20 protein-coding genes, 2 pseudogenes and 1 riboswitch are annotated in these 21,322 nt (G+C 69.7%); of the genes and pseudogenes, 13 read left to right on the top strand and 9 right to left on the bottom strand.

Features of this window, described 5'->3' with window-relative positions:
• Positions 1 to 38: 38 nt before the first annotated feature.
• From OG379_RS07085 to OG379_RS07075, 3 genes are all read right to left on the bottom strand, one after another.
• Positions 39 to 2,303 (bottom strand): penicillin acylase family protein, encoded by a 2,265-nt coding sequence (locus tag OG379_RS07085; protein WP_405660464.1) that lies wholly within the window; start codon positions 2,301 to 2,303, stop codon positions 39 to 41.
• A 313-nt stretch (positions 2,304 to 2,616) separates the two neighbouring features.
• Entirely contained in the window at positions 2,617 to 4,008 is a 1,392-nt protein-coding gene (locus OG379_RS07080) for a uracil-xanthine permease family protein (RefSeq protein ID WP_393765761.1), read from the bottom strand.
• A gap of 152 nt (positions 4,009 to 4,160) precedes the next feature.
• Positions 4,161 to 5,390, bottom strand: a complete 1,230-nt coding sequence (locus tag OG379_RS07075; protein WP_405660462.1) for an MFS transporter — start codon at positions 5,388 to 5,390, stop codon at positions 4,161 to 4,163.
• Between the two features lie 141 nt (positions 5,391 to 5,531).
• Between OG379_RS07075 and OG379_RS07070 the strand changes: the two genes are divergently transcribed.
• Positions 5,532 to 6,734 carry an ROK family transcriptional regulator gene (locus OG379_RS07070; RefSeq protein ID WP_405660461.1) on the top strand — a complete coding sequence of 401 codons (1,203 nt, stop codon included), beginning with the start codon at positions 5,532 to 5,534 and terminating at the stop codon, positions 6,732 to 6,734.
• Between the two features lie 25 nt (positions 6,735 to 6,759).
• Here the strand turns inward: OG379_RS07070 and OG379_RS07065 are convergent, their stop codons facing one another.
• The 6 genes and pseudogenes from OG379_RS07065 to OG379_RS07040 all read right to left on the bottom strand — a co-directional run bounded on the left by OG379_RS07065 (position 6,760) and on the right by OG379_RS07040 (position 10,737).
• On the bottom strand, positions 6,760 to 7,221 hold the full coding sequence (locus tag OG379_RS07065; protein ID WP_405660459.1) for a hypothetical protein: 462 nt from the start codon (positions 7,219 to 7,221) through the stop codon (positions 6,760 to 6,762).
• 43 nt (positions 7,222 to 7,264) lie between these two features.
• Positions 7,265 to 7,671 (bottom strand): annotated as a pseudogene (locus OG379_RS07060) (protein kinase domain-containing protein); the annotation flags it as partial.
• Between the two features lie 157 nt (positions 7,672 to 7,828).
• Complete coding sequence (locus tag OG379_RS07055; RefSeq protein ID WP_405660457.1) at positions 7,829 to 8,458, bottom strand: hypothetical protein; 630 nt, start codon at positions 8,456 to 8,458, stop codon at positions 7,829 to 7,831.
• On the bottom strand, positions 8,451 to 8,966 hold the full coding sequence (locus OG379_RS07050) for an SseB family protein (RefSeq protein WP_405668426.1): 516 nt from the start codon (positions 8,964 to 8,966) through the stop codon (positions 8,451 to 8,453). The genes OG379_RS07055 and OG379_RS07050 overlap by 8 nt, the downstream gene beginning before the upstream one ends.
• Positions 8,967 to 9,034: 68 nt before the next feature.
• Positions 9,035 to 9,529 (bottom strand): ATP-binding protein, encoded by a 495-nt coding sequence (locus OG379_RS07045; protein ID WP_405660455.1) that lies wholly within the window; start codon positions 9,527 to 9,529, stop codon positions 9,035 to 9,037.
• A 158-nt stretch (positions 9,530 to 9,687) separates the two neighbouring features.
• Positions 9,688 to 10,737 carry a MarR family transcriptional regulator gene (locus tag OG379_RS07040; protein WP_405660452.1) on the bottom strand — a complete coding sequence of 350 codons (1,050 nt, stop codon included), beginning with the start codon at positions 10,735 to 10,737 and terminating at the stop codon, positions 9,688 to 9,690.
• Positions 10,738 to 11,260: 523 nt separating this feature from the next.
• Between OG379_RS07040 and OG379_RS07035 the strand changes: the two are divergent.
• From OG379_RS07035 to OG379_RS06980, 12 genes and pseudogenes are all read left to right on the top strand, one after another.
• A pseudogene (locus OG379_RS07035) lies at positions 11,261 to 12,126 on the top strand (helix-turn-helix domain-containing protein).
• On the top strand, positions 12,123 to 12,323 hold the full coding sequence (locus tag OG379_RS07030; RefSeq protein WP_405660449.1) for a DUF397 domain-containing protein: 201 nt from the start codon (positions 12,123 to 12,125) through the stop codon (positions 12,321 to 12,323). The pseudogene OG379_RS07035 and the gene OG379_RS07030 overlap by 4 nt, the downstream one beginning before the upstream one ends.
• 158 nt (positions 12,324 to 12,481) lie before the next feature.
• Positions 12,482 to 12,612: riboswitch (FMN riboswitch) on the top strand.
• Between the two features lie 161 nt (positions 12,613 to 12,773).
• Positions 12,774 to 13,874 carry a bifunctional diaminohydroxyphosphoribosylaminopyrimidine deaminase/5-amino-6-(5-phosphoribosylamino)uracil reductase RibD gene (gene ribD, locus OG379_RS07025; protein WP_405660447.1) on the top strand — a complete coding sequence of 367 codons (1,101 nt, stop codon included), beginning with the start codon at positions 12,774 to 12,776 and terminating at the stop codon, positions 13,872 to 13,874.
• A complete protein-coding gene (locus tag OG379_RS07020; protein WP_405660445.1) occupies positions 13,875 to 14,495 on the top strand; it encodes a riboflavin synthase in 621 nt (206 codons plus the stop codon).
• On the top strand, positions 14,492 to 15,136 hold the full coding sequence (locus OG379_RS07015) for a nicotinamide mononucleotide transporter family protein (RefSeq protein ID WP_362937542.1): 645 nt from the start codon (positions 14,492 to 14,494) through the stop codon (positions 15,134 to 15,136). Before OG379_RS07020 ends, OG379_RS07015 begins: the two co-directional genes overlap by 4 nt.
• Positions 15,133 to 16,419 (top strand): bifunctional 3,4-dihydroxy-2-butanone-4-phosphate synthase/GTP cyclohydrolase II, encoded by a 1,287-nt coding sequence (locus tag OG379_RS07010; RefSeq protein ID WP_405660443.1) that lies wholly within the window; start codon positions 15,133 to 15,135, stop codon positions 16,417 to 16,419. Before OG379_RS07015 ends, OG379_RS07010 begins: the two co-directional genes overlap by 4 nt.
• 25 nt (positions 16,420 to 16,444) lie before the next feature.
• Complete coding sequence (ribH, locus tag OG379_RS07005; protein ID WP_356712634.1) at positions 16,445 to 16,930, top strand: 6,7-dimethyl-8-ribityllumazine synthase; 486 nt, start codon at positions 16,445 to 16,447, stop codon at positions 16,928 to 16,930.
• A gap of 35 nt (positions 16,931 to 16,965) precedes the next feature.
• On the top strand, positions 16,966 to 17,238 hold the full coding sequence (locus OG379_RS07000) for a phosphoribosyl-ATP diphosphatase (protein WP_031097852.1): 273 nt from the start codon (positions 16,966 to 16,968) through the stop codon (positions 17,236 to 17,238).
• A gap of 54 nt (positions 17,239 to 17,292) precedes the next feature.
• The gene (gene hisG / locus OG379_RS06995; RefSeq protein WP_104790454.1) at positions 17,293 to 18,141 is read left to right on the top strand and encodes an ATP phosphoribosyltransferase; all 849 of its coding nucleotides are present in this window, start codon (positions 17,293 to 17,295) and stop codon (positions 18,139 to 18,141) included.
• Positions 18,142 to 18,181: 40 nt separating this feature from the next.
• Entirely contained in the window at positions 18,182 to 18,661 is a 480-nt protein-coding gene (locus OG379_RS06990) for a PH domain-containing protein (RefSeq protein WP_405660438.1), read from the top strand.
• 187 nt (positions 18,662 to 18,848) lie between these two features.
• A complete protein-coding gene (locus OG379_RS06985; protein ID WP_405660436.1) occupies positions 18,849 to 20,216 on the top strand; it encodes a hemolysin family protein in 1,368 nt (455 codons plus the stop codon).
• The gene (locus OG379_RS06980; protein WP_393765750.1) at positions 20,213 to 21,298 is read left to right on the top strand and encodes a hemolysin family protein; all 1,086 of its coding nucleotides are present in this window, start codon (positions 20,213 to 20,215) and stop codon (positions 21,296 to 21,298) included. The genes OG379_RS06985 and OG379_RS06980 overlap by 4 nt, the downstream gene beginning before the upstream one ends.
• Positions 21,299 to 21,322: the final 24 nt, after the last annotated feature.

Raw genomic sequence — 21,322 nt, 5'->3', positions numbered from 1 at the left:
GCCCCGGGCCCCACCGGGCCGTCCCGGTCGGCGGGCTCTCACTCGCCGGGCCGGTACCTCCGCTCCACGTGCCCCTTCAGCTCGTCGGGGTAGAAGTAGACGCGCCGCAGGTCGCCGCTCGCGTAGCGTCCGGCCTGGTCGTCGAAGTGCGGGGAGCCGGGGTGGCCGCTCACGCCGCCCGCCGTGACCGCCCAGGCGCGCAGCCGCGGCCCGAACTCCACCACCGCGACGAAGGAATTGCCGCTGGTGCCGTAGTAGCGCTTCGTACCCGGGTAGGCCTTCGCACCGAACGACGCGAGCGAACCCCAGCGCGAGGAAGCGAAGGGGACCGGAAGGCTCGGCTTGTCGTCGTCGAACTCCTGGACGATCGCACCGTCGTTGCGCTGGTAGCGGTTGATCTCGCCCCACTCCACGTACCGGCTGCCGAAGTCCCGCTCCAGCCGCGCCACCGCCGTGCCGAGCGCCTCGATGCGCTCGGCGTCGGTGGCGCGGTCGGCCATGTAGTCCCATCCCGAGAGTCCGGCGTCCGCCGCCGCTTGCGCGGTCATCGCCCACAGGTCCTCACCCCAGAACACGGCCACCGACATGGCCGTCGACCGCGTCGACCAGCGACAGTCCCAGTCGCGCAGCAGGGCGATCGGGCCGGAGAGCCGCTTCCGCTGCCCGTTGCCACGGGGAAGCCCCTCCCACGCGGCGACAAGGCCGGGGAGCAGCCGGGCGAAGGCCGTGAGGTACGGGTCGAAGGCGGCCTCGATCAGCGTCCGAGGGGTGAAGTCCTTGCGTGCGGTGAGCACCCGGATGGCCTGAGGCCCGCGTGGATTCTCGCCGGCCTTGTCGAAGTAGCGCGGGTAGTCGGCGGCGTCGGGGCTCTCGTCACCGGCGGCGGTCCAGGGCCAGTTGTTGGTGTTGAAGGCCCAGCCGTTCCTGGGATTCACGGCCTGCGGCATGCTCGCCAGGCTGTGCAGTCCGTTCCAGTCGGTGGCGGGGTCGCTGCCGTCGACGTTCTTGAGATAGTCGAAACGGTCGTCGCGCTTCGGCATGAACTGCGGCATCAGAAACGCGATGTCACCGCTGGAATCCGCGAAGAGGGTGTTGTTGGAGCTGTTCGCCTTGAGTTCCGCGACCCGGATGTACTCCTCGTAGTTCTTCGTCGTGGTGCGCAGGAAGCTCTGCTTGAGCGCCTCGACGGGCTTGTTCATCAGCGCGCACGCGATCCACTTGCCGTCCTCCTCGCGGACCACCGGGCCGTGGTGGGTGGCGAAGGTGGTGAAGCTCCGCTCCTCCTGGCCGCCGTCCTCGGTGCGGCAGGACAGCGTGACCGTCCTGGTGGTGACGGGGCGCAGCTCGTCGCCGTAACGGTAGAAGTACTCCCCGTCCTCCCCGGCCGGGCCGCTCACGATCGTCTCGGCGAAGTTGTCGATGTTGTCGACCCCGGCCGTCGTGTGCATCCAGCCGGTGTCGGCGTTGAAGCCCTGGTAGATGAAGAACTGGCCCCAGGTGGCGGCCCCGTAGACGTCGAGCCCCTGCCTGCTCGTCACATGCTGCTCGGCGCGGAAGAAGAAGCTGGTGTGGGGGTTGATGAGGAGCAGGGCGTGGCCGTCGCGGGTGTGGCTCGGCGCGATGGCCATGCCGTTCGATCCGGTCGGCTCGCGGAACGTCAGGCCGAGCTCGTCGTCGGTCATCGGCACTTCGCGCCCGGCGTAGAAGGCTTCGAGCCGGCTGAGCGGGATCGACTCGATGTCGCCGCCGATGCTGCCCTCCGAGAAGCTCAGCGGCATCCACGGCTCGAAGCGGTCGAGTGCGCGCGGGCGTACGTCGGGGTGGGTGGCGAGGTAGTAGTTGAGGCCGTCCGCCCAGGCCTGCATCAAGGTGCGCAGCCAGGCGGGGGACCTGGCGTAGTCCTTCTTCAGCTCCGCGTGGTCGAGATAGAGCCGCTGGCGCAGGTCCTGCCAGATCGCGCTCTCGCCCTCGGCCTCGGCGAGCCGGCCGAGGGCTGTCAGGTAATTGGTCTCGACCCGGTTGAAGTCGTCCTCGGCCTGGCTGTACATCATCCCGAACACCGCGTCGGCGTCACTCTCGCCGACCACGTGCGGGACACCCCAGTCGTCGCGGGTGATCGTCACACGCGCGCAGTGTCGTCGCCAGCGGGCGGCGTCTGACGCCGCGTCCGACGCCGCGAGCGCACTGCCGGCCGGCAGCCCCGCCGTGACGGCGGCCAGCCCGGCGGCACCACCCAGGACGCGGCGTCGGCTCAGTCCTCCGTGCTGTCCCGGGGTCTGCCCTGTGCTCTGCGCGTCGCTCATCAAATGCTCCCCATCGGCTGTCGCGGCAGGACGCGTGGATTTTGGTGATCATCCACGCGGACAGTCCTATCCATGACGTGACGCGTTGACAAGATCCCCGCCACGACCCGGGCAGCCGAAAGCGGACGAAGGGCTTCCCGCTGCACATTCCCGCAGCCCTGTCGTCACCGCGTACCTCTGGGTGAAACTGCCGGGGGAGTCCGACGGCTGCGACGCCTCAGCCGGCTCGTCCACCCCGGACTATGCCAACAAGCCGGCCACCGGCTGAGCGGTGGTACTGCCGGGAGCGGGGCCCCCGGTGGCACGGACCCCGTCAGTCCTTACCGGCCGGGGGCTCCTCGTCGTACTGGGACGTGCCCGAGTCCAGCAGGGGCTCCTGCGTCTTCAGGTGCGCCGGGGCGAACGCCCGGAGCGCGTGGTAGCCCGTGATCACGACGAGCGTGCCGAGCGCGATGCCGCTCAGCTCGAAGTTGTCGGTGATCTTCAGGCTGACCCCGCCGACGCCGATGATGATGCCCGCGGCGGCCGGTACGAGGTTGAGGGGGTTACGCAGGTCGACCTTGGCGTTCAGCCAGATCTGGGCGCCCAGCAGGCCGATCATGCCGTACAGGATCACGGTGATACCGCCGAGCACCCCGCCGGGGATCGCGGCGACGACCGCGCCGAACTTGGGGCAGAGGCCGAACAGCAGCGCGAAGAAGGCCGCCGCCCAGTAGGCCGCGGTGGAGTAGACCCGGGTCGCCGCCATCACGCCGATGTTCTCGGAGTACGTGGTGTTGGGCGGGCCGCCGACGGCCGTGGACAGCATCGAGGCGGCGCCGTCCGCGGCGATCGCGGTGCCCAGCTTGTCGTCGAGGGAGTCGCCGGTCATCTCGCCGACGGCCTTCACATGCCCGGCGTTCTCGGCGATCAGGGCGATGACGACCGGCAGCGCGACCAGGATCGCGGACCACTCGAAGCTCGGTGCGTGGAAGGACGGCAGCCCGATCCAGTTCGCGTCCGCCACGGCCGACAGGTCCAGCCGCCAATGGTCCACGGCCTCCGCGCCGCCGGCCGGGGAGTGGATCTTCCCGAAGACCAGGTCGAGCACCCAGGACAGGACATAGCCGAAGACGAGCCCCAGGAAGATCGCGATACGCGAGAAGAACCCGCGCAGACAGACCACGGCCAGCCCGGTGAACAGCATCACCAGCAGGGCCGTCCACTGGTCCTGCGGCCAGTACGTCGACGCGGTGACGGGTGCCAGGTTGAAGCCGATCAGCATCACGACGGCGCCGGTCACCACCGGAGGCATCGCCGCGTGGATGATCCGCGCGCCGAACCGCTGCACCACGAGCCCCACCAGGAACAGCACGGCGCCGACCACAAGGACCGCACCGGTGACGGTGGCACTGCTGCCGCCACTGGCGCGGATCGTGGCTGCCACGCCTACGAAGGAGAGCGAGCACCCCAGATAGCTGGGCACCCTGCCCTTCGTCGCCAGCAGGAAGATGGCGGTGGCGACGCCGGACATCATGATGGCGAGGTTCGGGTCGAGGCCCATCAGGACGGGCGCCACGAAGGACGCGCCGAACATGGCCACCACGTGCTGGGCGCCGAGCCCGAACGTACGGGGCCAGGAGAGCCGCTCGTCGGGGCGCACCACGGCGCCCGGTGCGGGCGTCTTTCCGTCGCCGTGCAAGGTCCAGCGCACGCCGAGGCCCATGGTCGCTCCCTGATTGGTGTGTGCGGTGCGCCCTGGGGGTCCACCCGCGGAAAAGATCAGAGCCATGTTAGTGCCGAGGCGGCGCGGCCTCGCGCCCGGCCCCGCCGCCGGTGGAATCTGTCGTTCCGCTCCGCCCGCACGCCACCAGGCCGTCAGCCGCCCGCCGGGCTCCTGTCCGGCGCGGGCTGCGGGACGCCGCCCTCCGCGACCTTGCGGTCGCCCGCCCGCAGCACCCCGGCTCCCAGGACCAGGCCGAACGCCAGCACCGTCACCAGGCCGAACGACACGAGCAGCGACGTCGCCTCGGCCAGCGAGCCGATCGCGGACGGGGCGATGAGCCCGGAGGTGTACGTGATGGTGGCGACGCCCGCGATGGCCCGGCTCGGGTTCGTGCCGCTGCGGCCGGCCGCGGCGAACGCCAGCGGAACGACGACCGCCACGCCGAGGCCCAGCAGCCCGAAGCCGGTGAGCGCCAGGGCGGCACCGGGAGCCAGGACAACGAGCAGTCCGCCGACCGTGGCCAGCGCGCCTCCGACCCGTACGGTCCGCACCGCACCGAAACGGTCGACGATCCTGTCGCCGGCGATCCGGGCGATGGCCATCATGAGGGCGAAGGCCGTGGTCGACGCCGCGGCGAGCCCGGCGGAGCTGCCCATGATGTCCCGGAGGTAGACCGCCGACCAGTCCATGCTGGCCCCCTCGGCGAACACCGCGCAGAAGCCCACCGCCCCGATGACCAGCGCCGACTTCGGCGGCAGGGTGAAGCGCGGCGGCGGCTCCTCGTCGGGCGGGCTGCGCAGGTCCAGGACCCCCTGGCAGGCGGCCAGGCCGAGCGCCGTCAACACCAGCGCGGCCAGGGTGTGGTGCAGCCGGGCGTCGGCCCCGATGTGTGCCGCGACCGTGCCCCCCGCCGAACCGATCAGGGCGCCCACGCTCCACATGCCGTGCAGGCCGGACATGATCGACCTGTCGAGACGGTTCTCCACCTCGACCCCGAGTGCGTTCATCGCGACGTCCGACATCCCCGCGGTCGCCCCGTAGACGAACAGCGCGAGGCAGAGCGTCAGCAGATTGGGGGCCAGGGCGGGCAGGATCAGTGCCAGCGTCCAGAGCGCCAGCAGACCGCGCAGAGCCGTCCGCGCCCCGAAGCGGTGACTGACGCTGCCGGCCAGTGGCATGGCCAGCGAGGCGCCGATGGCCGGGAAGGCGAGTGCCAGACCGAGCTGGCCCGCACTCACCGAGGCATGGTCCTGGATCCACGGGACCCGGGTCGCGAAGCTGCCGGTCACCGCCCCGTGTACGGCGAAGACCGCTGCGACCGCGTATCTGGCCCGCCTTATCTGCTCCCTGCCGAAGACCGGGACCGCTTGATCCTCTGTCATACGCCGTGCCCTCCCCTGGAAATTGCGGCCCGCCGGTACCCCGGCGCCGCGTCTCGCGGTGCGGAGCGTAAACTATCAGGAACCCTGCCTGATAAATAACCCCCCGGCGGCGGTCTCTCAGTGATCTGGAAGGATCCCGGCATGCCCGCATCCCCGAGCACAGCCCGGGCCATCAACGACCGGCTCGCCCTGCGGCTCCTCCAGCAGGACGGCCCGCTGACGGCCACTCAGCTGAAGACCCTGACCGGCCTGTCCCGTCCCACCGTCGCCGATCTGGTGGAGCGGCTCCAAGACGCCGGGCTGGTCCGGGTCGTCGGGGAGAGCGGCTCGGACCGCCGGGGGCCCAATGCCCGGCTGTACGGGATCGTGGCCGACCGCGCGCACCTGGCCGCCCTCGACGTGCGTACGGACAGCGTCGCCGTGGTCGTCGCGGACCTGCTCGGCGTCACCCTCGCCGAGGCCACGCTGCCGATCGGCGGCGACACCGGGACGCGGCCCGCCGTCGAGCGCGCCGTCGCGATGCTGGAGCGCACGGCCCGCACCGCGGGCACCGCCCCGCTGCACAGCGTCGGCATCGGCGCCCCTGGTCTCATCGACCCGGTCACCGGCGAACTCAGGAACACCGCCGGGCTCCCCGCCTGGCACGGGGGCCTGGTCAAGGAGCTCCAGCAGCGGCTCTCCGCCACCGTCCTCGTGGAGAACGAGACCAATCTCGCCGCCGTCGCGGAACACCGCATCGGAGCCGCCCAGGACCGCGACACCTTCGTGCTGCTCTGGCTCGGCAACGGCATCGGCGCCGCCGTGATGCTCGACGGGAAGCTGCGCCGGGGCGCCTCGGGCGGAGCGGGGGAGATCGGCTTCCTGCCGGTGCCCGGCACCTCCGGTGTCCCCTCCGCGGTCAACTGCGAGGGAGGCTTTCACTCCCTCGTGGGTTCCGCCGCAGTCTGCCGGCTGGCCGCGGAACACGGCATCAGGACGTGGGGCCCGGCTGAGGACGGGGCACAGGAGCAGGACCCCGCCGCCGCGTTCGCCGTCCGGGCCGCGCTGCGCGCGGGCGACGGGAACGGTGAGGCGTTCCTGTCGGCGCTCGCCGACCGCCTCGCGCTGGGAGCCGCCTCCGTGGTCTCCGTCCTCGACCCCGGCTGCCTCGTCCTGGCCGGCGAGGTCGGCCGCGCCGGGGGCGACGCGCTCGCCGCGCGGGTGGAGGAACGACTGGTCCGGATGTCACCGCTGCGTACGGAAGTCAGGGCCGGGACGCTGGGCGGCGGCGCGGTCCTGAGCGGAGCGCTGTTCGCTGCGCGGGACGCGGCGCAGGAGGCGCTGTTCGGTGCGGGGGAAGCTTGACGGGGGCCAGGAAGGCATCCGACCGCTAACCGTGCCTCTGCTGCTCTCGCGTCATGGCCATGTGGAGGTCTCGCAGAGCGGAAAGGTAGTCGCTTCGTACCGCATCCTCCGCAGGAAGGGCCGATAGGTAATCCTCGGAAAAGTTTTGGGCTGCACGGAGGGTTGCGCATGAAAGATCCTCAAGGCTTGATCTCCCAAGCAGTATTCCGTCTTGTGATACCGACACGAGTCCCCTCCTGTCACGTTTGAAATCGAGCCGGAATGACGTATCGGCACCGGTGAACGAAATCTGCTTCTTCTCGCCAGCGAAAAGCGTCCTGAGGGAGTCGAGAAGGAGTGTAACTGAAGGGTGGATCATCATTCCTTGATCGGGAACATGGCCACCCGACCCCATTGACCCGTATTCTCCCTCGATGAAGATGTCCCCGAGGTCGAAACCGCTGGGATCACCCTGTCCCGCCCGAACCGAAAACATTACCTCGATCATGGACTGAAGCTCCTTCCTACTGGAACGAAGGCGAGGATTTTCACGTCCCGTCCTGCGCGACCAGGATGTTGACCGGCTTGAGGTCGCGGTGGATGACGGGCACCTCGTGGGCATGCGACAGGCAGAGGGCGATCGGGATGGATGTATGCAGACAGCGGGACGCCGTCGACCAGCTCCATGACGAGGAACAACCGCTCGTTAGGCCTCATCCAGCACCGCGTCGAACACTCGCGGCATACCGGGGTGTTGGATGCGCGCGGTGATCCGGGCCTCGCGCTTGAACCGCTTGGCGACCTCCTCTGCCAGCTGCCGTGAGCCGGCCACGGCCTGCCGCCGGACCACTGTCAAGGCGACGGGCCGGTTCAGCACGGCGTCGTAACCACGCCACACGTCGCCCGTGCCACCGCTGTTGAGCTCCTCGATCAGCTCGTACCGCCCGGCGATCTCCAGTCCAGCGGAGTTGCGGGAGTAAGGGAAGGGGGCTCACTCTCTGGTCATGGGGGAGTGCCGGGTGGGGCACCACGCGGTCCTTGTGCCCAGCGGTGGAGCGGCGACTATGCTCGGTTTCGGCGTGCGGAGACAGTCCTCCCGCAACTCGCTGCGCTCGTCACGAAACGAGACGCCCGATGGCATGCGCGAATGACCTGTAACCAGTCTTGACAGCTTCTGGTGAGCCTGAATTCGGCATCAGAACAGTCGGAAGATGCGCGACGCGCCACATTCGATATGTTGTGCGGTCCGCACCGGATTCACTGATGCCAACAACGGTGCAGGCTCCCCGGACTGCTTGAATGATAAGTTCGGATGTTGATTCTGCGGGTTGACTCCTGGCTACGGCCGCACCAATCAATGCATGCATGAACTCTACCAATTGTAGGTCGCCGCCAGTGCTCAGCATTCTATGTACGGCCTGAGGGGTTTCAATGTTCGGAGAGTATTTCTCAATTCCTCCGGACCATAGGAGCAGGGATGGTGCGGTTACTTCGTGGTTGGCATGCCACCCCAGCTCATCCACGAGCGCCATCGTTGATGCGTGAAATTTGCCGATCATTTGTGTGATGTGCAAAATCCGGTGCAAATTTTCATGGTTTCGAGTGGTGAAGTTCTCGATGGAGACATGGTTGAGGTTCGTATATTCACCGGAGTCGGCTACCGCGCCGATTTCAACGATCCCTCCCAGTGGGCCAAAGATCGCGCGAGCCAGCGAAGTTTCCGATACTTTTGGGACATTATTCATTTCCATCTCCTAGAACAGGCCCATGAAGTGCTGGACAATCGCATCTCGCTGCGGCAGGGAAGAGAGATGCTTGCACGATGCCCGCCACCGGCGGGAACAACATCCCGCCGTCCACACTGCCCGCATCCAGCGCAACCCCCGCAGGACCCCGCAGCAACGGCACCATCACATCGAGCAACCGTGCACCCAGCACGGTCTGGTACGTCCACTCCCGCCCGGCTTCACCACGAGCCACCGCGAACCGGGCCAACGACTCCTCATCCGAGAACGCGCAGATCCACCGCACACCACTCTGCTCCGCCGACCACAGATCACCGGCCTCATCCAGAGGCACCAGCACCGCCGTCCGCCGGAACTCACCCAGCAACACAGCAAACTCCCGCTGAGCCGCACGCAACTGGTCCTGCTCGGCCTCCACCGACGTCACAAGGGGCGCTCGCTCCGGGGGCGGCCCTGAAAGATCATCCAGGTCCGCCAGCCGTGACCGCCTGCGCTGCTGCTCCGGTATCCCGTCCCCACCCGTGGTATGCGCAGGATCATCACACGCACGGATTTTCGAGTGCAACGTGACATCGCCTACTGGCTGGATCCTGCTGCCACGAGCAAGGGGGAGACTTCCAGGACCGCCCACACAGTCTTGCCCGGCCCGTCCGCGCAGGGGTACCAGCCCCAGCGGTCGGCGAGGGTTGCGACCAACAGGAGGCCGCGGCCGTCCTCCTGATCGGGCGAGGCCGGATCGGTGGGGGCGGGGAGGCGTTCGCCCCGGGTGTCGGTGACCTCGACGCGGATGGACGTGCCCTCGGCGGAGAGGCGGAGGCGGAAGTCCCGGCCGGACACGTGCCCGTGGCGCACGGCATTGCTGCTGAGCTCGGCAACGGTCAGCAGCAACGCATCGTGCGTATCGCTCCCGTACGGGGCACCCCAGGCGTCGAGGCGCTCGCCGGCCAGGCGCCGGGCGAGCCGGGCGCCGCGCGGGGTGGAGCTGAAACGCATCGTGAAGTGGTGCCAGGGGAAACGGGTGCGAGGAGTGCGGGCCGGGCGGACAGGGAGGGGCGGTTGCGTGCTGGTCATTCCTCAACGTTGCGCCGCCGTGCCCGAACGTGACCAGAGGCGACGCGCTGTCATGGAGTGGTTGTACGTGGCGTGTGCAGGGCCTGTACGCACGAGGAGCCGGTGGGTATGCCCGAGGTCTGTTGTTGACTTGGGACCCGTCCTGCGCCGTCGGTCGGTCAGGGCAGGCGTGTCAGGTCGCGGAGCTGTTCGACCAGTGCGTGTACGTCGCGTTCGGCGGGCGGAGTGGCGTGCGCCTCCGGCGGATTGCTCCGGCACGGGCGGCAGAGGCCGTCGGGGAGGGCTTCGGGTGAGCCGGGGCGCCCGCATTCGGTGCACTCCGCCAGGAGGCGGCGTCCCGGCGTGACGGCCGTGACTGGTGCCGGGCTGCTGGCCACCTGCGGCGGGAGTTTGTCGGTCAGGCGGCGGCGTACGAGGCCGACGGGGGAGCCGACCTGTGCGGGGAGGCCCGCCGTGAGGGCCTGGGTGAGGTAGTCGGCATCCACACCGCGTGTGAACCAGGCGGCGGCCAGCGGCTCCAGGGCGCGGCAGTCGGATGCGGAGAGCGCCAGGCGGGTGTCCTTGCGGCCGAGTTGAGCCAGGGTGAGGTACGCGGGGGAGGCGGCAACCGGGGGCGTCGCCTGTGTGCGCTGCGCGGGCGCGACGGGTGGTGCGGGCGCGGGGGCTGCCGGGGCAGGGTGCGCGGTGGGCTCGGGCGGGGCGGCCGGTGATGCGGTCGCGTTCAGGGGCGTGGCCTGGACCGGAGCCTCTGAATCGGCGTCGGCAGGCGGGGGAGCGGGCGTCGCTTCTTCCGGCGTGAGGTGGCTGCCCTCGGTGGTCAGGAACGCGTCCCACCACTCGTTGTCGCGTGCTGTGCGTGACCAGTAGGTGCGAGAGACCCAGCGGACCTGATCCCCTTCGCCGGCAAGGCAGCGTACGCGCCGCAGATGCCCGGCCACTCCGAGGGCCTTCAATGCGCTGGAGACTGCCATCTGGCCGTACAGCGGAAGGTGTTTGGCGAGCGACTTGATGTCCATCGCCGCGCCGTCGGGGAGCCGGTCGACGTAACCGGCGATGTACCGCTCGCGCTCCGGCATCAGGACGAAGTCCGTCGCATGGGGCGCGCGTTGATCTGGTGCGGTTCGTTTGCCGTAGCCGGGGCGGGCTCTCGCGTACGGGCGCGAGGATGCGGGTGTGCGAAGGGCAGGGCTAAGGTGCTCGGTAGCCACGAGATCGTCCGTTTCGATCTTGGGGTGAGACCCCGGCCTGGTGTTTGCGCACCGCGTCGGGGTCGATTCGTTGGAGGCACCGTAAGCAGCCGTGACGGTGCGCCGCAAGCTGATCACATTTAGTCATACCGGCTGGCCGTGACGGGGTCGGGAGGGTGGGGAGGTTTTCCCAAATCCCTTCTTTCCCTACCGGGTGAACAACATCGCTCGGGTCTCGACGCTCGCATCCCGGCCCCCGAATCCCGAAGTTCAAGCGTCGGGCCGGCGCCCTTGATCGTGTCCTCCCGACGAGTGAACGATCCGTTCCCGACGCTCGAAGCTCGGCTCTCGGATGTCGAGCGTCGGGCCACTCCTTCGATGGAACGCGGCGGGAATGGTGTGCGTGCGAACACGTGGGTCGTTACGGTGCCCGAGTGGGACGAGCCGGGGCGGGCGCTGCCTCCGGGATGGCGAAGAGCCCTCCATCGCGAGCTAGTTGTACGCGATAGGCCGAGGCGTGTACGTACGTGGACAGGCGGTGGCGATGACGCAGGACGAGGCGGCCATGGGTGCGGAGGCGGTGGCCTCGTCGGGGACGCAGCCGGAGAACAGGTCGGAGAACGGCGTGGCGGTCGCCTTCGGGCGGCAGTTGAAGCTGCTGCGGGTGCGGGCGGGGCTGGACCGGGTGGAGTTCGGGAAGCGGCTGGGCTACGCGGCGCAGTCGGTCGCGTCATTCGAGCAAGGCGGCGCATCCCGCAGCCTGAGTTCGTCGACAAGGCGGACCGGTTGCTGGAGGCCGATGGGCTGCTGATGGCCCTGAAGGAGGAGCTGGCGCGGTCGCAGTACCCGGCGTTCTTCCGGGATGCCGCGCGGCTGGAGGCTGAGGCGCTGGAACTCTTCCTCTATGCGGTGAGCGCAGTACCTGGACTTCTGCAAACCGAGGAGTACACCCGTGCTCTCCTTGCGATGCGTCGACCGCTGCTTGATCAAGACACCATCGAGCAGCGCGTGTTGTCTCGCATTGCGCGGCAGGAGGTATTCAACCGTTGGCCTGCTCCCCTGACGAGCTTCGTGATCGAGGAAGCTGTGCTGCGGAGGCCGTTCGGTGGGAGGGCGGTGCTGCGGGGCGTGCTGGAGCAGATTCTGCTTGTGGGGCGTCAGCGAAGCGTAGAGATCCAGGTCATGCCGACGGTTCGCGAGGACAATGCCGGACTGGATGGTCCGTTCACCTTGATTACGCGAAGGAGCGGCGAGCAACTCGCGTACTTGGAGGTGCAGGGGCGCAGCATCCTGTTGACCGATCGCGACGAGGTGCGCTCCGTGGCGGCGCGCTATGGGATCATCCGTTCGCAGGCTCTGACTCCACAAGAGTCTCTGGTGTTCATCGAGAAGTTGCTGGGAGAGCTATGAAGACCACCGATGCTCCTGTCACCCAGGAGCTGGTTTGGTTCAAGAGCAGCTACAGCGGGGCCGAGGGCGGCGAGTGCATCGAGGTCGCCTCCGTGGCCACCCACGTGCACATCCGGGACTCGAAGCAGCCGGACGGCCCGATGCTGACCGTCGGCGTCCGGGCATGGGCGGGATTCCTGGGGCTCGCCGCAAGCTGAGCCACCCACACGCAGCGCCCCCGCACGCCTGCGAGGGAGCCGTCGGGCCTGGCCCTGGTCACTGTTCCCGCAGCCGCACCCACGCTCTGTGACCCGTCCCACAGAAGCCACCCGTATGGACCGTTGCGTCACGTGGCACAATGACCATGTACCAGCAGCAGCGCACTCCGGGGTCGGTGTAATTCCGAACCGGCGGTTATAGTCCGCGACCCGTCCGCATCCAGCGGCCGGTTGACCAGGTGAGATTCCTGGACCGACGGTGAAAGTCCGGATGGGAGGCAGTGCGCGGCGGGCCGTCACAGGTACGCCGCCGTCGGCGGATGTGTTCCGGGAGGTTCCGGGACGCCCACATCCGTGTCTTCGGTTTTCGGCGTTCCCCTGTTGCGTTCCGCTTCATCTGTCGTCATCGACAGGCCCCGGAGTCCGTGCCCGAAGAGGCAGGAGGACCCGGTGGCCACCGCAGCCGAAAGAACCGCCATGCGGCGGGCGATCACGCTCGCAGCCCGCGGACTCGGCGCCACCAGCCCGAATCCGGTCGTCGGATGCGTCATCCTCGACGCCGCCGGGGAACAGGCCGGTGAGGGCTTCCACCAGCGCGCCGGAGGGCCGCACGCCGAGGTCCACGCCCTGCGCGAGGCCGGCGAGCGGGCCCGGGGCGGCACCGCCTGCGTCACCCTCGAACCCTGTAACCACACCGGACGCACCGGACCCTGCGCCCAGGCGCTCGTCGAGGCCGGCGTCAGCCGTGTCGTGTACGCGGTGAGCGATCCGAACCCGCAGGCCACCGGTGGTGCGGACACCCTGCGCTCCGCCGGCGTCGAGGTGGAACAGGGACTGCTCGCCGACGAGGCGGAGGCCGGGAACACCGCCTGGCTCACCTCGGTCCGCCTCGGCCGTCCGTACGTCCTGTGGAAGTACGCGGCGACCCTCGACGGCCGGATCGCCGCCGCCGACGCCACCAGCCGCTGGATCACCTCCCCCGAGGCCCGCGCCGACGTCCACCGGCTGCGCGCCGAGGCCGACGCCGTGGTGGTCGGCTCCGGAACCGCCCGGGCCGACGACCCGCAGCTGGGCGTACGCGGCATCGAGGGCGCCGTCCAGCCGCTCCGGGTGGTCGTCGACACCGACGCCACCGCCGTCCGCCCCGGAGCCCGGGTCCTGGACTCCACGGCGCCCACCCTGATCGCGGTCGCCGACGACGCCGAGGCCGGCCACCTCCCCGACGACGCCGTGCTGCGCCTGCCGCGCGCCGCCCAGGGGCCCGGCCTGGACATCGACGCCCTGCTCGCCGCCCTCCACGGCCGAGGCCTCCGTTCCGTACTCCTCGAAGGCGGGCCCGTCCTGGCCGGCTCCTTCGTCGCCGCGGGAGCGGTCGACACCGTCGTCGGCTACCTCGCTCCGGTGCTCCTCGGCGCGGGCCCCGCGGCCCTCGCGGACGCCGGAATCTCCACCATCTCCCAGGCGTTGCGCCTCGATGTGACCGAGACCGCCCGAATCGGCCCCGATCTGCGCATCACCGCCGTCCCCGTTCCTGCTCGGAAGGGAAACTGAGTGTTCACCGGAATTGTCGAAGAACTGGGTGAGGTCACCGCCGTCGAGAAGCTCGACGACGCCTCCCGCTTCCGACTGCGCGGCCCCGTCGTGACCGAGGGCGCCAAACACGGCGACTCCATCGCCGTCAACGGCGTCTGCCTCACCGTCGTGGACCTCGGGGAGAACGAGTTCACCGCCGACGTCATGGCCGAGACGCTGAACCGCTCCAGCCTCGGCGCGCTCGCCGCCGGCTCCCGGGTCAACCTGGAGCGCCCCATGGCCCTCGGCGGCCGCCTCGGCGGCCACATCGTCCAGGGGCACGTGGACGGCACCGGTCACATCATCGAGCGCCGGGTCTCCGAGAACTGGGAGCTCGTCAAGATCTCCCTGCCCGCCGGCTTGACCCGCTACGTGGTGGAGAAGGGCTCGATCACCGTCGACGGCGTGAGCCTGACCGTCGTCGACGCGGGCACCGACCACTTCACCATCAGCCTCATCCCCACCACCCTCGCGCTGACCACGCTCGGCATCAAGGAGCCCGGCGACGCGGTCAACCTCGAGGTGGACGTCCTCGCGAAGTACGTCGAACGACTGCTCGGCCACGGCGCCGCGCCCGAGTCGGGGGAGCCGGTCGCATGAACGCCCTGGACTGGCTGAACTCGGAGGCTTTCACCGCCTTCGGGCAGCACATCATCTGGTCGGACATGCTCGGCAACACGATCGGCCTGATAGCCCTGGCCCTCGGCTGGCTCCGCTCCGTCTGGACCTGGCCGGCCCAGCTCCTGTCCGGCGTCGTCCTGGTCGCCGCCAACGTCTCCGTGCAGCAGGCGGGCAGCGTCGGCAAGCAGCTGATCGTCATCGCCGTCGCCGTGTGGGGCTGGCAGCAGTGGACCCGCGGCCGGCAGCAGGCGCAGGACGGGTCCATCGCCGTGCGCTTCGCCACCTGGCGCGAGCGCGCCTACCTGCTGGGCGGCGCCGTCGTCGGCACCCTCGCGGTCGGCGGCCTCTTCACCGCCTTCCCCTCCCTCTCCTGGAGCCCGTGGGCCGACGCGTACATCTTCGCGGGCACGCTCGTCGCGATGCTGGCGCAGGCCCGCGGCATGGTCGAGTTCTGGTTCGCCTGGCTGCTCGTCGACCTCGTCGGCGTACCGCTCAACTTCCACAGCGGACTCGCCTTCTCCGGTCTCATCTACGTCGTCTACGGCGCCCTCGTCCTGTGGGGCATGCGCGACTGGTGGCTGCGTACGCGGACACCCGCTCTGGAAGGAGCCACGGCATGACTGCCCAGCCCACCTGGTTGCACGACCGCACCCTCGAGGACCTCTCGCTCGACCCCGTCGAACAGGCGATCCGCGACATCGCCGCCGGACGGCCCGTCGTGGTCGTCGACGACGAGGACCGGGAGAACGAGGGCGACCTCGTCGTCGCCGCCGAGAAGGCGACCCCCGAGATCATCGCGTTCATGATGAGCGAGTGCCGCGGTCTGATCTGCGCGCCCATGGAGAGCGACGAGCTGGACCGCCTCGAACTCCCGCAGATGGTCACGCACAACACCGAGTCGATGCAGACGGCCTTCACCGTCTCCGTGGACGCCTCCGCGGCACACGGAGTGACCACCGGGATCTCCGCGGCCGACCGCGCCACCACGCTCCGGATGCTGGCGGGCGGCAGGGCGGGCCCGGGCGACTTCGTGCGCCCCGGCCACGTCTTCCCGCTCCGCGCCCGCTCCGGCGGTGTCCTCGTCCGCAACGGCCACACCGAGGCGGCCGTCGACCTGGCCAGGCTCGCGGGGCTGCGCCCCGCGGGCGCCATCGTCGAGATCGCGGGCGAGGACGGCGTCATGCTGAGGCTCCCCGAACTCGTTCCGTTCGCCCGCAAGCACGGCCTCACGATCATCTCCATCGAGGACCTGATCGCCTACCGCCGCAGCGCCGAGCCCACCGTGCGCCGCGAGGCCGAGGTCCGGCTGCCCACCACCTTCGGCCCGTTCACCGCGTACGGCTACCGCTCCATCGTCGACGGCGTCGAGCACGTCGCGCTCGTCCACGGCGACATCGGAGACGGCGAGGACGTCCTCGTCCGGGTCCACTCCGAATGCCTGACCGGGGACATCTTCCAGTCCCAGCGCTGCGACTGCGGCCCTCAGCTGCACACCTCCATGGAACGCGTCACCGCCGAGGGCCGCGGGGTCGTCGTCTACCTCCGCGGGCACGAGGGCCGCGGCATCGGGCTGCTGTCCAAGCTGCGTGCGTACGAACTCCAGGAACGCGGCTCCGACACCCTGGACGCCAACCTCGAACTCGGGCTGCCCGCCGACGCCCGGGACTACGCCGCCGGTGCCCAGATCCTGAGCGACCTCGGTGTGCGGACCCTGCGTCTGATGACCAACAACCCGGACAAGACCGCCGCCCTCGTACGGCACGGGCTCAAGATCACCGGGCGTGAACCGATGCCCGTCCAGGCCGGTGAGCACAACCTGCGGTACCTGCGCACCAAGCGGGACCGGATGGGGCACGACCTGCCCTGGCTCGACGCCGCGGCGTCGGCCTGCGGCAACCAGTAAGCACCGACGAACACACAGGAGAGACATGAGCGGCAAGGGCGCACCCGAACTGTCCGTACGCAACTGCGGAGACCTGCGGGTGGCGGTGATCGCTGCCCAGTGGCACGAGAAGGTCATGGACGGGCTCGTCGACGGGGCGCTGCGCGCCCTGCGTGACCTCGGCATCGACGAGCCGACGCTGCTCCGGGTCCCCGGCAGCTTCGAGCTCCCCGTGGTGGCCAAGGTCCTCGCCGGCCGGGGCTACGACGCGATCGTCGCCCTCGGGGTGATCATCCGCGGCGGCACTCCCCACTTCGAATACGTGTCCCAAGGCGTGACCAACGGCCTCACCCAGGTCACGGTCGACACCGGCGTACCCGTCGGATTCGGCGTGCTCACCTGTGACGACGAGGAACAGGCTCTGGACCGGGCCGGACTCGAGGGCTCCAACGAGGACAAGGGACACGAAGCGGTCACCGCCGCCGTGGCCACCGCCGCCACGCTGCGCACCGTCAGCGAACCCTGGCGCTGAGCAGCGCTCCCGTACCCCGTATTCTTAGGACCATCATGGCCAACAAAACCTTCGAAGAACTCTTCGCCGAGCTGCAGCTCAAGGCCGCCGACGGCGACCCCTCCACCTCCCGCACCGCCGAGCTGGTGGACAAGGGTGTGCATGCCATCGGCAAGAAGGTCGTCGAGGAGGCCGCCGAGGTCTGGATGGCCGCCGAATACGAGGGCAAGGAAGCCGCCGCCGAGGAGATCTCGCAGCTGCTCTACCACGTCCAGGTGATGATGGTCGCCCGCGGGATCTCCCTCGACGACGTCTACGCCCACCTCTGAGCCACGCCCCGCACGCCCCCCGAACATCCCTCCGCACAAAGGAAACCCGACTTCATGCTGCGCATCGCCGTCCCCAACAAGGGTTCACTCTCCGGGCCTGCGATGGCGATGCTCCATGAGGCCGGCTACCAGCAGCGCAAGGAGTCGAAGGAACTCGTCCTGGTCGACCCGACCAACGAGGTCGAGTTCTTCTACCTGCGGCCGCGCGACATCGCGATCTACGTCAGCTCCGGCCGCCTCGACATCGGCATCACCGGCCGCGACCTGCTGCTGGACTCCGGTGCCGAGGCCGAGGAGATCCTCCAGCTCGGCTTCGCGCGCTCGACCTTCCGTTACGCCACCAAGCCCGGCACGGCCACCGGCCCCAAGGACTTCGGCGGCATGACGATCGCCACGTCCTACGAGGGCATCGTCGCGGCGCACCTCGCCGACGCCGGCGTGGAGGCCTCCGTCGTGCACCTCGACGGCGCGGTCGAGACCGCCATCGAACTCGGTGTCGCCCAGGTCATCGCCGATGTCGTCGAGACCGGCACCAGCCTGCGCAATGCCGGACTCGAGGTCATCGGCGAGCCCATCATGACGTCGGAAGCCGTCGTCATCCGCCGCAAGGGCGCCGACGCCGAGGACCCGAAGGTGCAGCAGTTCCTGCGCCGCCTCCAGGGCGTCCTGGTCGCCCGCACCTACGTGATGATGGACTACGACTGCCGGGTCGAGCACCTGGAGCGCGCTGTCGCCCTCACCCCGGGCCTGGAGTCGCCGACCATCTCCCCGCTGCACCACGAGGGCTGGGTCGCCGTCCGCTCCATGGTCGCCTCCAAGGAGGCCCAGCGGATCATGGACGACCTCTACGAGCTGGGCGCCCGCGCCATCCTCACGACGGCCATCCACGCCTGCCGCCTCTGACGGCCGGACCACGAGCACACCGAAGGACGACAGCGCCGCCATGTCCGCCCCCGCGCCCCGGCCGCCCGAACTCCCCGCTCTTCCGGCCACCTTCAGGCCCACCCTCACCCGAGTGGTCCTGCTGGCCGTGGGGGCGGCGATGTTCGTCGTCATCACCGCGGTCGCGCTGATACTGGAGAACCTCAGCGCGGGGGAGCGGACCAGCTTCGTCTTCGTCGCCCTTCTCTTCTTCGGCGTCCTCGCCATGCTGAGCAGGCCGCGCGTCACCGCCGACGAGACGGGGGTCACGGTGGTCAACATCACCCGCACCCGCCGACTGGCCTGGGCCGAGATCCTCCGCGTCAATCTGCGCGCCGGAGACCCGTGGGTCTTCCTCGACCTCAGCGACGGCACCAGCATGCCGGCCCTCGGCATCCAGCCCGGAATCGCCCGGAAACGGGCCATCAGCGACGCCCGGACACTCCGCGCGCTCGCCGAATTCCACGGCAGCGGAGTGAACGACGCCACGGAGAACGGCTGAGCCCCCTGCCCCGTACGCCCCGATCCCGATTATTCTGGATCCGGCGGCGCACCGGGTGCGCCCCGCCCCGCACCAGAAGGCCCCCGAGGCCGCGGGGCAGATTCCTGCGACCCAAGGAGTGACTCCCTCCAGCAATGGACGGATCGTCCGGTAGTACCTGCGCCGCCCTCTCCCCGGAGGCGGCGGCATGACCACCCCCCTGTTGCTGCTCCTCGCGGCATTCCTTCTCATCCTCGCCAACGGGTTCTTCGTGGCAGCCGAATTCGGGCTCGTCACGGTGGAACGGCCGGACGCCGAACGCGCCGCCGCCGAAGGCGACCGCCGGGCCCGTACCGTCGTCGCCGCCCTGCGTGAACTCTCCTTCCAGCTCTCCGGCACCCAGCTCGGCATCACCATCACCTCGCTGGTCGTCGGCATGCTCGCCGAACCGGCGCTCGCCCAGCTGCTCGCCGGACCACTCACCGCCACCGGACTGCCCGAAGGGGCCGTACCCGGGGTGAGCGTCGTGATCGGCATGCTGTTCGCCTCCGCCGTCCAGATGGTGATCGGCGAGCTCGTGCCCAAGAACTGGGCGGTCTCCCGGCCGCTCCAGGTCGCCCGGTTCGTCGCCGGGCCCCAGCACCGCTTCTCCACCGTCCTGCGCCCGGTGATCACCGCACTGAACACCGTCGCGAACCGGCTGGTCAGGCTGCTGGGGGTCGAACCCACCGACGAGCTCGCCTCGGCCAGGACCCCGGGCGAACTCGTCTCGCTGGCCCGGCACTCCGCCGAGGCCGGCACCCTGGAGCAGGACACCGCCGATCTCTTCGTGCGGACCCTGTCCCTCGCCGGACTCACCGCGCAGCACGTCATGACCCCGCGCGTGAAGGTCAGCGCGCTCCAGACGTCGGCCACCGCGGCGGACGTCCTCAACCTCACACGGGCCACCGGCCTGTCCCGCTTCCCCGTCTACCAGGACCGCATCGACGAGGTCGTCGGCATGGTCCACCTCAAGAACGCCCTGGCCGTCCCCTCCCAGGACCGGCTGCGCACCCCGGTGAGCCGGATCGCCGTGGCACCGCTCCTGGTGCCGGAGACCCTGCCCGTCGAACAGCTGCTCCAGCGGCTGCGCAGCGAGCAGCCGATCGCCGTCGTGGTCGACGAGTACGGCGGCACCGCCGGTGTCGTCACCCTCGAGGACATCATCGAAGAACTCGTCGGCGAGGTCAGGGACGAGCACGACGTGGAGGGCGCCGACCGCCCCGAGCTGACACCCGTCGTCGCCGACGACGGCCGGGCCGGCTGGGACGTGGAGGGCAGTACCCGGGTGCTGACCCTGCGGCGGATAGGCCTCGACGTACCCGAAGGGCCGTACGAGACCGTGGCGGGGCTGGTCGCCGATCTGCTGGGACGCATCCCCGCCCCCGGCGACCGGGCCGAACTCCCCGGCTGGCGGATCTCCGTCCGCCAGGTCGGCCACTACCGTGCCGAGCGGGTCCGCTTCGTCCGGCTGACGGACATACCGCAGGCTCCGGCCGGACGGCTCACCCAGGATCTGCTGGAGGCCGTGCGATGAGCCTCGTACAGCTGATCTTCGCCGGTCTCCTGGTGCTGGCGAACGGATTCTTCGTCGGAGCCGAGTTCGCGCTCGTCTCCGTGCGGCGCAGCCAGGTCGAACCCCTTGCGGCAGGGGGGTCGAGCCGGGCCAGACAGGTCCTGTACGGCCTGGAGAACCTGCCGCAGATGATGGCCGCCGCGCAGTTCGGCATCACCGTCTGCTCCCTCACGCTCGGCGCCGTCGCGGAGCCGACCGTGGCCCACCTCCTGGAGCCGGTCTTCCACGCGGCACACGTGCCCGAAGGGCTCGTCCATCCGCTCGGCTTCGCGGTGGCCCTCGTCTCCGTGGTCTTCCTGCACCTCGTCATCGGCGAGATGGTCCCGAAGAACCTGGCGATGGCCGCCCCCGAGAAGACCGCGATGTGGCTCAGCCCCGGCCTGGTCGGCTTCGCCCGGCTCTGCAGGCCGGTCACCTCCGCGCTCGGAGCCTGCGCCAATCTCGTCCTGCGGCTCTTCAAGGTCGAGCCGAAGGACGAGGTCGAGGCCGTCTTCACCAGTGAGCAGCTCAACCGGCTGGTGGAGGACGCCGGCATGGCCGGTCTGCTGGAACCGGAGGCGCGGGACCGCCTCGGGGACGCCCTCGAACTGGGCACCAGGCCCGTCACCGATGTGCTGCTCGACCGGGCCTCCCTGGTGACGGTGGACCCCTCCGTCACCCCGCGCCGCATCGAGGAGCTCACCGTGCGGACCGGCTACTCGCGCTTTCCCGTCTGCGCCGAGGGCGGCGGCCCGTTCATGGGCTATCTGCACGTCAAGGACGTCCTGGAGCTGGAGGACGGCGAGCGGGCCGTGCCGCAGCAGATCTGGCGCCCGATGGCGACCGTACGGGCGGAGCTCCCGCTGGACGACGCCCTGACGGTGATGCGCCGCGCGGCCACGCATCTCGCCCAGGTCGCCGACGCGTCCGGCAGGGTGCTCGGCCTGGTCGCCATGGAGGACGTCCTGGAGATGCTCGTGGGCGAGGTCCGCGACCCGGCCCACCACGTCTCGGTGCCCCGCCGCACGGTGGAGGTGCCGAAGGCCATGGCGCCGCTGGGCTGACCCCCGCCGCCGGACGGCCCCTCG

Source organism: Streptomyces sp. NBC_01166 (assembly GCF_045039765.1).
Taxonomy (GTDB): Bacteria; Actinomycetota; Actinomycetes; order Streptomycetales; family Streptomycetaceae; genus Streptomyces.
The sequence above is the reverse complement of the archived record's forward strand: the minus strand, read 5'-3'. Positions and strand labels throughout refer to the sequence as shown.